Here is a 15,445-nt window from a genome sequence, read left to right as displayed (position 1 = left end):
GCTCCGGAGGCACGACGGTCCCGCGCCGGATCGCCCGGGAGCATCGTGAAAGATTCCAATGGATTAGAGCGGAAATGGACCGCTCCAGACTGCCCATCGCTTCTAGCCGCTTTCGCTTCTGCGATCACGCGACTTTATCTGACCGGTTTATCGATTTCTGTGATGTTTCGCGGCCCCNAACGGGGCCGCGAGAAGCCTCAGGCGCGCTGTTTCAACAGGTCGCGGATTTCCGAGAGCAGAAGGATATCTTCCGGCGGTGGCGCGGCCGGTGCCTCGTCCTTCTTCTTCTCGATCGACGCGCGCATGCGGTTCACGGCCTTGATCATCAGGAAGATGATCCAAGCGAGGATCAGGAAGTTGATGAGCACGGTGATGAAGTTGCCATAGGCAAAGACGGCGCCCTGCTGACGGGCAGCGGCGAGAGACGTCGCCGTGACGTTGGCCGACAGCGGTAGGAAGTAGTTGGAGAAGTCGAAACCACCACCGGTCAGCGCACCGACGATGGGCATCACGAGGTCTTCGACGACCGACGTCACGATCTTGCTGAAGGCGGCGCCGATGATGACACCGACCGCGAGGTCCATCACGTTCCCGCGGGCAATAAACTCCTTGAACTCATTCAGCATACGTCTCTCCGTATTATCCCCGTTTAAAACGACCGCCGGCGCTGTCCCGCGCTGCAACCGTTTACGGAAACTAAACCAAAGCGGGCAGCGAGAAAACCTTTCTTTGCCTTTGGTCAAACCACGCCTGCCAAAAGAAGGATCAAACTCTCTTCCGCATCCGGCAGACCATTTTCTCTTGCAGCACCTTGGACTTAAGACTCATATGCCGGGCAATTCTCAACCTGGCGGACTTGTCCTATGCTTCGCGTCGGAGGAGTGAGGCATGCTTTCGGGTTCGGTCATCTTTGCCTCGGCCTTCGCCTATCTGCTGCTGCTGTTTGCAGTCGCGAGTTATGGCGACCGGCGGGCCAGGAGGAAAAGCGCTGCGCTGAAAGGCAGACCGCTCGTCTATGCGCTCAGCCTTGCGATCTATTGCACGTCCTGGACCTATTTCGGCGGCATCGGGCTTGCCGCCGAGCGCGGGCTCGAATTCACCGGCATCTACATCGGACCCATCCTGATGTTCACGCTGGGCATGCCGCTGATCCGCAAGATCATCCGCCTTGCCAAGACCGAGAAGCTGACCTCCGTCGCCGACTTCATCGCCGCGCGCTACGGCAAGAACCCGGCCGTGGCGGCGATCGTCGCACTGATCTCGCTGGTCGGTGCCATCCCCTATATCGCATTGCAGCTCAAGGCGATTTCGAGCTCCGTCGCGGCGATGATCAACACCAGCGACTATGGCATCGGCGCGGGGCAGAGTTTCATCGACCTGCCCCTGCTCGTGACCCTGTTCCTCGCCTGCTTCGCCATCGTCTTCGGCACGCGCCATACGGACGCGACAGAACATCAGGACGGACTGATCCTCGCGATCGCAATGGAATCGCTGGTCAAGCTCGTCGCCCTCGTCACCGCCGGCTTCTACATCGTCTTCGTCATCTTCAACGGCCCGGCCCATCTCTGGTCACTGGCGACCGAGAGCCCGGCGGTGCAATCCGCACTTTCCTATGAAACGCCGACGGCGCGGTGGATCCTGCTGATCGTCACCTCCGCCTTCGCGATCATCATGCTGCCCAGGCAGTTCCATGTGACCGTCGTCGAGAACCGCACCGAAGGGGAGTTGCGTACCGCCGGCATTCTCTTTCCGCTCTATCTGATCGGCATCAATCTCTTCGTGCTGCCGATCGCGATTGCCGGCCTCCTCACCTTCTCGGGCTCCGGCGATGCGGATCTTTATCTGCTGACTCTGCCACTCGCCAACGGCCTGCCGCTGCTGACGCTGATTACTTTCATTGGCGGCTTCTCGGCAGCAACGGCCATGGTAATCGTCGCCTCCGTGGCGCTGTCGATCATGATCTCCAACGACATCGTCATGCCGGTGTTCCTGCGCCGCAATCTCAGCCAGCGCGGCGGGCTTCAGGAAAACCTCGCGGGGACGCTGCTCAACATCCGCCGTTCGGCGATCTTCGTCGTCCTCCTGCTCGGCTATGGCTACTACCGCTCCGCCGATATCAGTGCCGGCCTTGCTTCGCTCGGGCTCCTCTCCTTCGTCGCCATCTCCCAGATGGCGCCGGCCATGCTCGGTGGTCTCATCTGGCGCCAGGCGAATGCGCGCGGCGCGATCACCGGCATGGTCTCCGGCTTTTTCGTCTGGGCCTATCTCCTGTTCCTGCCGAGCCTCGGCGGACCGGACAATTCCCAGGTCGCGGCAACGGTGCTGAGCTTCCTGCTGCCATTTACGGACCTCTTTTCGGGTCCCCGCGCCGACCCGTTGGTGAATGCCACGATGCTGAGCCTGCTCGTGAACTGCAGCGCCTATGTGCTCGGCTCGCTGACCCGGACGCCCAAGCCGATCGAGCGCTTTCAGGCCGGCATCTTCATCACCCGGCGGTCGCGCACCGAAGGCACGTTCCGCGGCCGCAAGACCAAGGTCACGGTGCGCGATCTCAAGGCGACGATCGGCCGCTACATGGGCACCGAGCGCATGCAGCGCTCGTTCCACACCTATGAGCGCCAGTCCGGCCGCTGGCTGGACGACAATGCGCCGGCGGACATGGCCGTCGTGCATTTTTCCGAGCAGCTGCTCGGCAGTGCCATCGGCTCGTCCTCGGCGCGGCTCGTGCTTTCGCTCGTCCTGCAGCGCGGCGACGACACGTCGTCGGACACGGCCTGGCTGCTCGACCAGGCGAGCGAGGCGCTGCAATACAATCAGGATATGCTGCAGACCGCGCTCTCGCAGATGGACCAAGGCATTGCCGTCTTCGACAACGCCAACAACCTGATCATCTGGAACCGGCGCTTCCGCCAGCTTCTCGATCTGCCGGAGGCGGCCGGCCAAGTGGGCTTCCCGCTCGCCGATATCGTTTCGATCCTCACCAAGCGCGGCGATATCCGCAAGGATCAGGAAAAGGGATTGATCGCCAACTTCCTGACGCTGGACAAGCCCTTCCTGCTCGAACTTGGCAATGGCGAACGCATCATCGAAGTGCGCACCAATGCCATGCCCGACAAGGGCATCGTCACCACCTATACCGACATCACCCAGCGCGTTGCCGCCGACATGGCACTGAAGCAGGCGAACGAAACGCTGGAACTGCGCGTCGAGGAACGCACCGGCGAACTGACCCGCGTGAACCGGGAACTCGCCGAAGCGCGGGCGGCCGCGGAAGAGGCCAATATCGGCAAGACGCGGTTCTTCGCCGCCGCCGGCCACGATATTCTGCAGCCGCTCAACGCCGCCCGTCTCTATTCGTCCTCGCTGGTCGAGCGGCTGGGCGATTCCGACAACAGCACGCTCGTCGAGAACATCGATTCCTCGCTGGAATCGGTCGAGGCCATTCTTGGCGCCGTGCTCGATATTTCGCGCCTCGACACCGGCGCAATGAAGCCGCGGCTGCAATCCGTGCCGCTCAACGACCTGCTCCGCCGCATCGAGACCGACTTCGCGCCGATCGCGCGCGCCAAGGATCTCGACCTGGTGGTCATGCCGACCTCGCTGGTCGTGCGCAGCGATCCGAACCTTTTGCGCCGCGTGGTGCAGAACCTCGTTTCCAACGCGATCAAATATACGCTCACCGGCAAGGTGCTTGTCGGCGTGCGCAGGCATGGCGCGATGGCGACGATCGAGGTGCTCGATTCCGGCATCGGCATTCCGTCGTCGAAGTTCCGGACGGTCTTCAAGGAATTCGCACGGCTCGACGAGGGCGCGCGCACCGCTTCCGGGCTCGGCCTCGGTCTTTCGATCGTCGATCGCATCTCGCGCGTACTCAACCATCCGGTCAGCCTGCAATCGACACCGGGCAAAGGCACCGGGTTCAAGGTGACGCTGCCGCTGGACGTAAGCGCCGGCGAACCGGTCGCGGTCCGCCCAGTTGTCCCCAACAAGGCGAGCGAGGCGCTCAACGGCTTGCGCGTGCTCTGCATCGACAACGAACCGCGCATCCTCGAGGGCATGAAAGTGCTGCTTTCGGGCTGGGGCTGCGTCGTCAGCACGGCGGAATCGGTTGCCGCCTGTGCCGAGATGACGGGAGAGCCGGCCGAGAAACCGCACGCGATCATCGCCGACTATCATCTCGACGACGGCACTGGCATCGAGGCAATTGCGAAGATCCGGCTTTCCGCCGGCGAGGCGATCCCAGCCCTGCTGGTGACGGCGGACCGCTCGCCGGAAGTGCGCGCCGCGGCCGAGCGCGATGGCGTTTCGATCCAGAACAAGCCGGTGCGGCCGGCAGCGATGCGGGCGTGGCTGACGCAGCTTTCGACGGCGGCGCGAACGGCTGCGGAGTGAGCGGCTTCGGCGTTGCGGCAACGCGCCTGCGATAGACGAATGCTGCTGCAGTGCTCGATTGACCGCCTCAGGCGGCGGCGACGGTGCCGATCTTCGAAAGCTGGATCACTGCCTGGGTGCGGCTGTCGACATTGAGCTTCAACAGGATCGCCGAGACATGCGCCTTGATGGTCGCCTCGGAGACGCCGAGCTCATAGGCGATCTGCTTGTTGAGCAGGCCTTCGCCCAGCATGCTGAGGACGCGTGATTGTTGCGGCGTCAGCGTCTGGAGCCGCTGGAGCAGATCGGCGACTTCCGGTTCGTATTCCTGCGCCTGGTCATAACCCGCCGGCACGAAGACCTCGCCAGCCATGACCTTCTCGATGCCCTCGCGGATCTCTTCGATACCGGCCGACTTTGAGAGGAAGCCGGACGCGCCGAGGTCGAGCGCGCGGTGGATCGTCGCCGGATCGTCATGGGCGGAAACCACCATGACCGGCAGGCTCGGAAACTCGGCCCGAAGTGCAATCAGGCCGGAAAGGCCGCTGACGCCAGGCATGGTCAGGTCCAGAAGAAGGAGATCGGCATCTGGATAATCGGCTGCCGCCTTGCGCGCGGCGGCGAAATCAGCTGCCTCGACGATGGCGGGCGCGCCGTCCATCCCGCTCAGGGCCTGGCGCATGGCGCCACGAAACAGCGGGTGATCGTCCGCGATGATGATGGTCATGTCCGGCGTCATGTCGCTCCCTCCCAAGAGCCCGGTCTGCGACCTGCGCGCCTCCACGCGCCGATCCGCATCCCGCATGGCCGTTCCGGCGTCTCAGGTCTTCTGCGGCTCCGTCGCGGGGTCGCTGCCTTCGAGATCCTTCACGATATCCATGAACTTACGCATCATTCTTTCCATGATGCCCATTGTCCGGTCAATCTCTTCGTCGGTCGGAAGGTTCGGTTTCGCGACGCTTTCACCGGATTTAACGGCCTTTTCCAAGGTCTCTACCCGTTTGGTCAAAAGCTCGATCTCCAGCTCGAGCGCGGAGCGTTCGTCGGCTGCCATGCGGCAGACGAGCTCGCCGCTCCTTTCCTGGCAGAGCGACACTTCGCCGGTTTGCGTGTCGAGCCGGGCAATGCCGGTCTCGGATTTCTGCATGCTGTAGCGGCCGGGCGCCGGATCCTGCGCCGAGGCGATGCCGGCGAATGCCAGGCCGGCTCCGATCAGAAGTGCGACTGTAGCTTTTCTCATGACGTCCTCTCCGTTGCGGTCCTTGCCAGATGACGCCCGGCACATGAACGGGAAGAGCGAAATCGATCTTCACCAAGGATTATGCGCGAATCGACGTCCTTCTGCGATGGACAATCGCTGATATTTGCGGCAAGGCCACGACAGAAGATTACGGGGGCAGACGGGCACAATGGGTTCCATCATCTACAAGATCGTTCCGGCCTCGCTGTGGCAGGAAGCCAAGCGCAGCGGACGCTTCGACGGCGCACCCGTCGACCTTGCTGACGGCTTCATCCATTTCTCCACCGCCGAACAGGCCGTGGAGACGGCAGCGCGGCATTTCGAGGGACAGGAAGGCCTGCTTTTGGTCGCCGTCGACGGCGACGCGCTCGGCGTGGAACTGGTCTACGAACCCTCGCGCGGCGGCGCCCTCTTCCCGCATCTCTATGCACCCCTCTTCCTCTCCGCCGTGGTCTGGGAAAAGCCCCTGCCGCTTGGCGCCGATGGCTCGCATATCTTCCCGGAACTTGACGCATGAATCCGCTTACCAATCTCGCCCGCCGCGGCCTCTTCCTGTTCGATCCTGAGGCCGCGCACGGCCTGTCGATCAAGGCGCTGAAGACCGGGCTCGTGCCCAGCTGTCCTTCCAAGGCCGACAAGCGGCTTTCCCAGACGGTCGCCGGCATCGAGTTCCCAAACCCGATCGGCATGGCGGCCGGCTATGACAAGAACGCCGAGGTGCCGGAAGCGCTCCTGAAGATCGGTTTTGGTTTCACCGAAATCGGCACCGTCACGCCGAAACCGCAGTCCGGCAACGACAAGCCGCGCATTTTCCGGCTGGTCGAGGACGAGGCCGTCATCAACCGCCTCGGCTTCAACAACGAGGGTCATGGCGCGGCGCTGGCGCGGCTCAAGGCCTGCTCGCGCGCTGCGCTGATCGGCGTCAATATCGGCGCCAACAAGGACAGTGCCGACCGCGTTGCCGACTATGTGAACGGCATTCACGCCTTCTATTCGGTCGCCCGTTATTTCACCGCCAACATCTCCTCGCCGAACACGCCGGGCCTGCGCGACCTGCAGGCGCGCGAGAGCCTTGCCGCCCTGCTGTCCGCCGTGCTCGCCGCTCGCGACGAGGAAGCCCGCCGTAGCAACCGGTACGTTCCGGTGTTCCTCAAGATCGCGCCCGATCTGACGGAAGAGGGCATGGACGACATCGCAGCCGAAGTTCTCGCCCACAATCTCGACGGCCTGATCGTCTCCAACACGACGCTTTCGCGCGAAGGCTTGAAGGACCAGAACCAGGCGAAGGAAGCTGGCGGCCTCTCCGGCAAGCCGCTCTTCGAGAAGTCGACGGCGGTGCTTGCCCGCATGCGCAAGCGCGTCGGACCAAATCTGCCGATCATCGGTGTCGGTGGCGTCAGTTCGGCCGAGACCGCGGCAGAAAAAATCCGCGCCGGCGCCGATCTGGTCCAGCTCTATTCCTGCATGGTCTATGAAGGCCCTGCGCTCCCCGGCCGCATCGTGCGTGGCCTTTCCGATCTCTGCGACCGTGAGCGGATCAGCTCGATCCGCGATATCAGAGACAGCCGCCTCGACTACTGGGCCGGCCGGAAGGTCTGACGCGCCTTCGAGGGAATTCTCGAAAGCAGGAACAGGCCGCGCAGCAGCAGGAAAAGATTGAGGCCGGCCCAAAGCCCGTGATTGCCGAAGACGGGCACGAGCACAGCCAGCACCGCCGCGTAGCCGACAAAGGCCGCGACCATCATGTTGCGCATCTCGCGCGACCAGGTGGCGCCGATGAAGACGCCATCCATCAGAAAGGCGAGCGCGCCGGTAGTCGCAGTGACAGCCGCCCAGGGCAGATACTCGTAAGCGGCCGCGCGGACATCGGCGGCCGTCGTCAACAGATTGATGAGCCGATCGCCGAAAAACAGAAGGACGATGGTGGTGACCAAGGCGAGCCCCAGCGACCAGGCAGCCGTCAGGCGTAGCGCGCGATCGAAGGCTGGCCGGTAGAGGGCACCGATCGAGCGGCCGATCAATTGCTCGGCGGCGTTGGCGAGGCCGTCGAGATAGTAGCCGGCGACCAGGAAGATCGTCATCAGCACCGCGTTTGCCGCAAGCGTCACCGGCCCAAAGGCCGTGCCGATGCGCGTCATCAGCGTGAAGGCAGCGAGCAGCACGAAGGAGCGGATCATGATGTCGCGGTTGAGGCCGAAGAGCGGCTTCAATCGTTCGCGATCGAAGATCAGCGCCCAGCTCGGCGCATCCTTGCGGTCGAAACGGCCATAGACGATCGCAAAGCCGGCAAGCGCCCCGATCACCTCGCCTGTGACGGTGGCAAGCGCGACCCCCATCACCCCCCAGCCAAGGACGAGACCGAGCAGGATCGACAGCACGATGTTGATGCCATTGATCAGCGTCTGCAGCATCAGACCGATGGTGCCTTCGCCGCGGCCAAGCACGAAGCCGAGGACGGCGTAGTTCGCAAGGGCTGCCGGTGCCGAAATGATACGACAGAGAAAGTAGGTGCTGGTGACGGCCGCCACCTCCGGCTCAGGTCCCATCAGCCAGAGGCCGCCGGATAACAGAAGAGGCGAAATGAGAACGCTGACCGTGCCGCAGACAAGCGCGATCGTAAGGGACCGCCAGAACACCGCCTGCTGCTCACGTCTGTCACCACGACCGTAGGCCTGAGCAACGAGGCCGGTCGTGCCGGCGCGCAGGAAATTGAAGGTGGTAAAGATCAGGTCGAATATGATGGCGCCGATCGCGAGCCCCGCGAGCAGCGTCGCCTGCCCCATGCGGCCGACAACAGCCGTATCGACCAGGCCCAGCAAGGGCGTCGTCAGGAAGCCGAGCGTCATCGGCAGCGCAATCGCCAGGATCAGCCGATGGGTGACGTGAAAGGCGCCGGCGGGATCGTTCGGCGAGGCGGGAGAGGCGGTCATCGAACGGTCCGGGCGTTATAGGTGAGTGACGACCGTTTTAGGGAAAGTGCATGGGAGGATGCAAGGGACCATGCGCTGTTCAGCGGCGATGAGTGCGTATCTAAGTCTGTGCCTGCCAAAGCCCCTCACCCTAGCCCTCTCCCCGCAGGCGGGGAGAGGGGACGCGCGCAAGCTGAAGCGCCACATCCTGAGCTACCGTCGGCGACAGCTTCAAGCATGGAAATTGCGGGTACGAGCGGGGGCGGCAAGCTGCCTTCTCCCCGCCTGCGGGGAAGGTCCCGGCAGGGGGATGAGGGGCAAAGGTCTAAAGGGATCGGCTGCTAAGCCGGATCAGGCCGACAGCACCATCGCCCAGAACGGGCGGTTGCCGGAGGCGGCGTTCTGGGCGACGGCAACGCCGAGGCCGCGATAGTTGCCGAGCATGTTTTCCAGATGCTTGGGCGACTTGTACCAGGCATCATAGGCGCGTTCGGCGTCGTCCTGGCCCATGGCGATGTTTTCGGCTGCCGGAAGCGTCACGCCCTGGCCCTTCATCCGGTCGTAGAAACTGTCGTTCCAGCCGATCAGATGCTGCATCTTGCCGACCTTGGCCATGCGGGCGGCCTGGTTCATCGCGGCGACCGAGGCCGCGTGGTCCGCCACGAGCTCCGTCAGCCCCTTGCCCTTGCGCAGCTTGTTGACGTAGCCGAGGCTCGCCTCGGTCTGGTCGCTGCCAGTGCCACTATCGGGCGTCAGCAGTTGGGACGTCGTGCAGCCGGCAAGCGCGCCGAGCGAGAGGATGGCGGTTGCACGCAGCAGGCCGCGGCGTTCGATCAAGAGAAACCGGTCGTGCATCATCAGCGCCGGTAGCTCATAACACGCAGGATCACGAAGGCCGGAACGACGATCGCCGCACCGAGCAGCAGATAGTCGCCCACCCGGCCAAGTGCGGCAAAGCCGGTGTACCAGAGGTCGAGCAGGAAGTTGCGGACCGCGAAATAGATGTCGGTCGGATACCAGCCGAAGACGGTCATGACGAAGCCGACGAGGATCGACACCACGACGAGCTTGACCAGCACCCGCAGCGGCGAGTCACCCAAAAATCTGTTCATTCCGTCCGACATCCGCGAACTTCTCCTGTTTGTCTTCACATAAGCCGCGATCGGCAGCGTCGCAAGTCGGCCAGACCTTGCACAGCGCCCAAGCTCTCGGTTTCAGCCAGATTCCGCTTGTGTTTTGCAGCATCCGGCGTCAGAAGCGCTGATCGCAACCGATATCTCACATTGATGACGCTCAACCAGCTCTCCTCCGGCGACCTGATCGCCGACCGCCGCGCCGACTACGCAAAAATGCTTGCCGAAGGCGGCGAGCCCGGAAGTGCTGCCGAACTCATGGCACAGGCGCTGGAACGGGCGCCGGACTGGGCAGCCGGCTGGTTTCGGCTCGCGGACTATGAGGAAAAATCGGGCCGGAAAGAGGCGGCGATCGACGCGCTCAGAAAAACCCTGGCGCTGAGCCCTCAGGACATCTTCGGCGCCGGCCTGAAGCTGGCGCTTCTCGGTGCCGCCGCGGTGCCCGAACAGCCGCCGAGCCTCTATGTCGAGCGCCTGTTCGACGACTATGCCGATCGCTTCGACCAGGCGCTGGTGGAAAAGCTCGGCTACACGGTGCCGCAAAAGCTCGCCGCGCTGATCCAAAGCCACACCGGGGGCCTCATCTTCGAGCATGTGACGGATCTCGGCTGCGGCACCGGCCTCTTCGGCGAACGCATCCGGGATCAGGCGCAATTCCTTGAAGGTTTCGACATCTCCATCAACATGCTCGCCAAGGCCGAGGCGAAATCCACCTACGATCGGCTGGCACGCGCCGATCTTTCGCTCCCGCCGGAAGCTTCCGGCATCTTCGGCAACTTCGCGTCCGCCCGCGCCGATCTCGTCAGCGCCGCCGATGTGCTCATGTATCTCGGCAATCTCGACAGTGTCTTCGACATCGCGCTCCGTCTGCTGGCCGCCGATGGCTACTTCGCCTTTTCCGTCGAGGATGCGGGCGATGGCGTGGAATTTCTGCTGCGCCCCTCGCTGCGCTACGCCCATAGCGAAGCCTATATTCGCGGCCTCTGCACCGCGCACGGGCTGAAGCTGCTGGCCATCGAGCGTACCGTCATACGCATGGATGCCGGCGAACCGGTTTTCGGCATCCTGTTCCTGGCGCGCAAGCCTGCATAAAACGCAAGGCAGAGTCGCAAAAATAAGTCAGCAATACTGACATATTTTTCTTGAATATTGTTGTGCGTTGCAGCATTGCTGCGGCCATCGCAATCGAGGTTTTGCCATGGCTCAGATCAGCAGCGTTTTCGGTATCTGGAACACCAGCCCGACCCGGCATACGGCGGTCGAGGACCTGCAGGGCATCTTCACCGGCAGCCTGATCGCCGCGCTCGGCCTCTATTTTCTCGCAAGTGCCGGCCTGCTCACCGGCAGCACGGCGGGCGTCGCCTTCCTGCTGCACTATGCGTTCGGCATCAATTTCGGTCTTGCCTTCTTCCTGCTCAACCTGCCGTTCTTCTATCTGTCGCTGAAGCGGCTCGGCCCGGCCTTCACCGTCAAGACCTTCATCGCCATCGGCGTGACCTCGTTCCTGACCGACATCCAATCGCGCCTCTTCCAGATCGGCACGATCCAGCCGGCCTGGGCAGCGCTGCTTGGCGGCCTGCTGCTCGGTTATGGCTTGCTCGCGCTCTATCGCCACCGCGCCAGCCTTGGCGGCGTCGGCATTCTCGGCATCTACCTGCAGGAGCGCTTCGGCATTCGCGCCGGCCTCGTGCAGCTTGCGATCGACATGGTCGTGCTCGTCGCCGCCTTTGGGGTGACGACGCCCACGGTGGTCGCCTGGTCGGTGCTCGGCGCGGTCGTGCTCAACCTGTTTGTGGCCATCAACCACCGCGCCGATCGTTACATCGCACTCTAGATCAGTCCAGTCGTCACGCGGAAACGATTGCTGGGCTGTCTCAGGCGACCCTTTCCCGGTGCGTCGACCGGATGCGGAGAGCAGAAGCCGACGGCGATCCAATTTCGAACAGGAGTCAATGTGCCGCCCGGCGGCAGGTCTTCCGGGCTTCTCTTTTGGCAGATTTGATCTACCTTTGTTCTCCGTGAACAGGATCGATTCCAGAGAACCGCAAGGTGATGCCTTGACCTTGCCCGCCCCCTTTCTGCGCTGGTTCGGCGAGAAGGGCTGGCGGCCGCGCGCCCACCAGCTTGAGCTCCTGGCACGCGCCGAGGCGGGGGACAGCACGCTGCTGATCGCACCGACAGGTGCCGGCAAGACGCTTGCCGGCTTCCTGCCTTCGCTGGTCGATCTCACCCGCCGCGGCAAGATCCCGCCCGGCTCCGCCTTCGTCGGCATCCATACGCTCTACATTTCGCCTTTGAAGGCGCTTGCCGTCGATATCGAGCGCAACCTGATGAAACCGGTCGGCGAAATGGGCCTGCCGGTTCGCATCGAAAACCGCACCGGCGACACGCCCACCGCCAAGCGGCAGCGACAGAAGCTCAATCCACCCGACATATTGCTGACGACGCCGGAACAGCTGGCGCTGCTGCTTGCCAATGGCGAGGCGACGCGCTTCTTCAAAGACCTGCGCTACGTCGTCTTCGACGAGCTGCACTCGCTCGTCACCTCGAAGCGCGGCCATCTGCTCTCCCTCGGCCTCGGGCGGCTTCGCCGGCTGGCGCCGCGGCTGCAGACGATCGGGCTCTCGGCAACGGTTTCCGATCCCATGGACCTGCAGCGCTGGCTGGCGCCACAGGAGCCGAACACGAACAATCACGCAGGGCTCGTGCTTGTCGAAGGCGGCGCCAAGCCGCAGATCTCCATCCTCAAGACGGAAGAGCACGTGCCCTGGGCCGGGCACTCGGCGCGCTACGCCATCGCCGATGTCTACGCCGCGATCAAGGAGCACGGCACCACCCTGCTCTTCGTCAACACCCGCAGCCAGGCGGAACTGCTCTTCCAGGAACTCTGGACGATCAACGACGACAATCTGCCGATCGCGCTGCATCACGGTTCGCTCGATGTCGCCCAGCGCCGCAAGGTCGAGGCGGCGATGGCCGAGAACCGGTTGCGCGCTGTCGTCGCGACCTCGACGCTCGACCTCGGCATCGACTGGGGCGACGTCGATCTCGTCGTGCATGTCGGTGCGCCGAAGGGGGCAAGCCGTTTGGCCCAGCGCATCGGCCGCGCCAACCACCGCATGGACGAACCCTCGAAGGCGATCCTGGTGCCGGCCAACCGCTTCGAGGTGATGGAATGCCAGGCGGCGCTCGACGCCAACTATATCGGCGCGCAGGACACGCCGCCGGTCGGCAAGGGCGCGCTCGACGTGCTCGCCCAGCACGTGCTCGGCATGGCCTGTGCCGCGCCTTTCGACCCGCTGTCGCTTTACGACGAGATCACCAGTGCCTCGCCCTATAGGACGCTCGCCTGGGAGACCTTCGAGCGGGTGATCGATTTCGTCGCGACCGGCGGTTATGCGCTGAAGACCTATGAGCGCTACGCCCGGATCCGCAAGACCAAGGACGGGCTCTACCGCGTCTCCAATCCGCTGGTGGCGCAACAATACCGCCTGAATGTCGGCACCATCGTCGAGTCGCCGATGCTGAACGTGCGCATGGTCAAACGCAACCAGCGCGGCTCGCTCGGTCGCGGCGGCATGTCACTCGGCAAGGTCGAGGAGTATTTCCTCGAAATGCTGTCCCAGGGCGACACCTTCATGTTCTCCGGCAAGGTGCTGCGCTTCGAGGGCATTCGCGAGAACGAATGCCTCGTCAGCCAGGCCTTTACCTTTGACCCGAAGGTGCCGAGCTATGCCGGCGGCAAGTTTCCGCTCTCGACCTATCTGGCACAGCAGGTTCGCAGGATGCTCGCCGATCCGGCGCGCCGGGCGGCGCTACCGGAACAGGTGCGCGACTGGCTCTCGCTACAGAAGGACGTCTCGATGCTGCCGCGCGAGGACGAGCTTCTGATCGAGACCTTCCCGCGCGGCAGCCGCCACTACATGGTCATCTACGCCTTCGAAGGACGACTGGCGCACCAGACGCTCGGCATGCTGCTCACCCGCAGGCTCGACCGCGCCGGCTTGAAGCCGCTCGGCTTCGTCGCGACGGATTACTCGCTGGCGGTCTGGGCGCTCGACGACCTCGGCGCCACCTTCAAGCTCAAGCGCGGCGCGCTTGCCGAGCTGTTCGACGAAGACATGCTCGGCGATGACCTCGAAGCCTGGCTGAACGAGTCCTTTCTTCTGAAACGCACCTTCCGCAACTGCGCCGTCATCGCCGGCCTCATCGACCAGCGTCACCCCGGCAAGGAGAAGACCGGTCGGCAGGTGACGGTCTCGGCCGACCTCATATACGACGTATTGCACGCGCACGAGCCGGATCACCTGCTGCTCGAAGCGACCCGCAACGATGCGGCAACGGGGCTTTTGGACATCGCTCGGCTCGGGGATATGCTGAAGCGAATCAAGGGCCACATCACCCACAGGCGTCTCGACCGGATCTCGCCGCTGGCGGTGCCTGTGATGCTGGAGATCGGCAAGGAAATGATCCAGGGCGAAGCGCAGGACTTCCTGCTTTCGGAGGCCGCCGACGACTTGATCCACGAGGCGATGGGCGGTCTGGATGTGGATTGATAGGAAAATGGCTTTGAGAACGAGCAGTCTAACGAATTGGGCCGGTCACTTCCGTCTCGACAGTCAGTCGCGTGCGGGATCGTGACCATGCACCGCCTCGCCCACGCCCTATCAGCTCAGACGACTGCCCCCCTCCTCCACGCCCAGACGATCGTGAACGGCGTCGTCGCGATCTGCGATCCGCTCGGCAGTCTCTACCTGCCCGAGACCGGCACGCTCGTGGTTTCCGACCTGCATCTGGAAAAGGGTTCGGCGTTCGCCCGCCGCGGCATGCTTTTGCCGCCCTATGACACGCTTGCGACGCTGCGCGTGCTGGAGGCGGCGATCGTGCGCCACGACCCGAAACTCGTCATCAGCCTCGGCGACAATTTTCACGATCGTGTCGGTTCGGCCGTGATGCCGGACGCCTTCCGGCACATGATCGCGGCGATGGCGCTCGGGCGCGAGTGGGTCTGGATCAACGGCAATCACGATCCGGATGGCGCCTTCGGGCTCCCGGGCGCCTCGATGGACGAGCTCAACCATGCGGGTCTTGCCTTCCGGCACGAGCCCAAGCGCGGCGATGCCGTTGGCGAGATCGCCGGGCATCTGCATCCGGCGGCAACGGTGGTGAGACGCGAAAGGGCCGTGCGCCGCGCCTGCTTTGCGACGGATGGCACGCGCATGCTGATGCCCGCCTTCGGGGTCACGACCGGCGGGCTAGATCTGCGACACCGGGCCATGACCGGCCTCTTCGACCGCAGCAGGCTGGTCGCCCACATGCTCGGTCGCGACCGGATCTATTCGGTCCGGTTTGCCAATCTGATTGCCTGACGCTTGGGGAAGGCGTGCGGTTCCGTCCGCACACCGCCGACCCCGTGATCAGAACGCGTTGAAGGTCAGCGTCGTCAACGAGCGCGAGATACCCGGCACCGTGGCAATGTTGTCGTTGATGAACTTGCCGATGTCCTGGCCTTCCTCGATGTAGACCTTGATGATCAGGTCGTAGTCGCCGCTGGTCGAGTACATTTCCGAAACGATTTCCTTGCGGTAGATCTCGTCAGCGACCTCGTAGGTCTTGCCGGGAGCGCACTGCAACTGGACAAAAATCGGTTTCATCGAGCTTCCTCTGTCTGTGTGGCGTCGCTTGCCGCTACCAGCGCAAGCATCGCCTTCTCGAACTTCAGCGCGCGTTCGGCGCGGCGTGTTCAGATCAACATGTTCGAGATGCCTGGGTATCTTATCCCTACAGCATCC

14 protein-coding genes are annotated in these 15,445 nt (G+C 63.5%); 7 read left to right on the top strand and 7 right to left on the bottom strand.

Annotated features, from left to right (window positions below; translation table 11 throughout):
• Positions 1-197: 197 nt before the first annotated feature.
• Positions 198-626: a large conductance mechanosensitive channel protein MscL gene (gene mscL / locus ACTJKM_RS26480; RefSeq protein ID WP_057248138.1), complete on the bottom strand. Its 429-nt coding sequence runs from the start codon at positions 624-626 to the stop codon at positions 198-200.
• Between the two features lie 262 nt (positions 627-888).
• Between mscL and ACTJKM_RS26475 the strand changes: the two genes are divergently transcribed.
• Positions 889-4,392 carry a PAS domain-containing hybrid sensor histidine kinase/response regulator gene (locus ACTJKM_RS26475; RefSeq protein ID WP_058329036.1) on the top strand — a complete coding sequence of 1,168 codons (3,504 nt, stop codon included), beginning with the start codon at positions 889-891 and terminating at the stop codon, positions 4,390-4,392.
• 67 nt (positions 4,393-4,459) lie between these two features.
• Here the strand turns inward: ACTJKM_RS26475 and ACTJKM_RS26470 are convergent, their stop codons facing one another.
• Positions 4,460-5,110, bottom strand: coding sequence for a response regulator transcription factor (locus ACTJKM_RS26470; RefSeq protein WP_058329037.1), 651 nt, complete (start codon positions 5,108-5,110; stop codon positions 4,460-4,462).
• An 81-nt stretch (positions 5,111-5,191) separates the two neighbouring features.
• Positions 5,192-5,611, bottom strand: a complete 420-nt coding sequence (locus ACTJKM_RS26465; protein WP_057248135.1) for a hypothetical protein — start codon at positions 5,609-5,611, stop codon at positions 5,192-5,194.
• 169 nt (positions 5,612-5,780) lie between these two features.
• Here ACTJKM_RS26465 and ACTJKM_RS26460 point away from each other — a divergent pair, with 169 nt between their 5' ends.
• Together ACTJKM_RS26460 and ACTJKM_RS26455 are read left to right on the top strand one after the other, a co-directional pair.
• Positions 5,781-6,128, top strand: a complete 348-nt coding sequence (locus tag ACTJKM_RS26460) for a DUF952 domain-containing protein (RefSeq protein ID WP_058323584.1) — start codon at positions 5,781-5,783, stop codon at positions 6,126-6,128.
• Entirely contained in the window at positions 6,125-7,210 is a 1,086-nt protein-coding gene (locus ACTJKM_RS26455; protein WP_058329038.1) for a quinone-dependent dihydroorotate dehydrogenase, read from the top strand. Before ACTJKM_RS26460 ends, ACTJKM_RS26455 begins: the two co-directional genes overlap by 4 nt.
• On the opposite strand, the gene ACTJKM_RS26450 is transcribed toward ACTJKM_RS26455, so the two are convergent.
• From ACTJKM_RS26450 to ACTJKM_RS26440, 3 genes are all read right to left on the bottom strand, one after another.
• Entirely contained in the window at positions 7,186-8,541 is a 1,356-nt protein-coding gene (locus ACTJKM_RS26450) for an MATE family efflux transporter (RefSeq protein WP_058329039.1), read from the bottom strand. The genes ACTJKM_RS26455 and ACTJKM_RS26450 overlap by 25 nt on opposite strands.
• Before the next feature lie 330 nt (positions 8,542-8,871).
• Positions 8,872-9,375, bottom strand: coding sequence for a CAP domain-containing protein (locus ACTJKM_RS26445; RefSeq protein ID WP_058329128.1), 504 nt, complete (start codon positions 9,373-9,375; stop codon positions 8,872-8,874).
• A gap of 2 nt (positions 9,376-9,377) precedes the next feature.
• Entirely contained in the window at positions 9,378-9,644 is a 267-nt protein-coding gene (locus ACTJKM_RS26440) for a DUF6460 domain-containing protein (protein WP_057248131.1), read from the bottom strand.
• Between the two features lie 162 nt (positions 9,645-9,806).
• On the opposite strand from ACTJKM_RS26440, the gene ACTJKM_RS26435 reads away from it, so the two are divergent.
• From ACTJKM_RS26435 to pdeM, 4 genes are all read left to right on the top strand, one after another.
• Entirely contained in the window at positions 9,807-10,745 is a 939-nt protein-coding gene (locus ACTJKM_RS26435; RefSeq protein ID WP_058329040.1) for a methyltransferase, read from the top strand.
• 106 nt (positions 10,746-10,851) lie between these two features.
• Positions 10,852-11,487: a YitT family protein gene (locus ACTJKM_RS26430; RefSeq protein WP_065372333.1), complete on the top strand. Its 636-nt coding sequence runs from the start codon at positions 10,852-10,854 to the stop codon at positions 11,485-11,487.
• A 175-nt stretch (positions 11,488-11,662) separates the two neighbouring features.
• Positions 11,663-14,209, top strand: coding sequence for a ligase-associated DNA damage response DEXH box helicase (locus ACTJKM_RS26425; protein ID WP_162764741.1), 2,547 nt, complete (start codon positions 11,663-11,665; stop codon positions 14,207-14,209).
• Between the two features lie 87 nt (positions 14,210-14,296).
• The gene (pdeM, locus tag ACTJKM_RS26420; RefSeq protein WP_057248128.1) at positions 14,297-15,022 is read left to right on the top strand and encodes a ligase-associated DNA damage response endonuclease PdeM; all 726 of its coding nucleotides are present in this window, start codon (positions 14,297-14,299) and stop codon (positions 15,020-15,022) included.
• Between the two features lie 48 nt (positions 15,023-15,070).
• Here pdeM and ACTJKM_RS26415 read toward each other — a convergent pair whose 3' ends face one another.
• On the bottom strand, positions 15,071-15,307 hold the full coding sequence (locus tag ACTJKM_RS26415; protein WP_034797129.1) for an Lrp/AsnC ligand binding domain-containing protein: 237 nt from the start codon (positions 15,305-15,307) through the stop codon (positions 15,071-15,073).
• Positions 15,308-15,445: the final 138 nt, after the last annotated feature.

The sequence above is a fragment of the Ensifer sp. 22460 genome, from assembly GCF_052044935.1.
GTDB lineage: Bacteria > Pseudomonadota > Alphaproteobacteria > Rhizobiales > Rhizobiaceae > Ensifer.
Note: the sequence above shows the minus strand (reverse complement) of the source record. Positions and strands in the feature narration are given on the sequence as shown.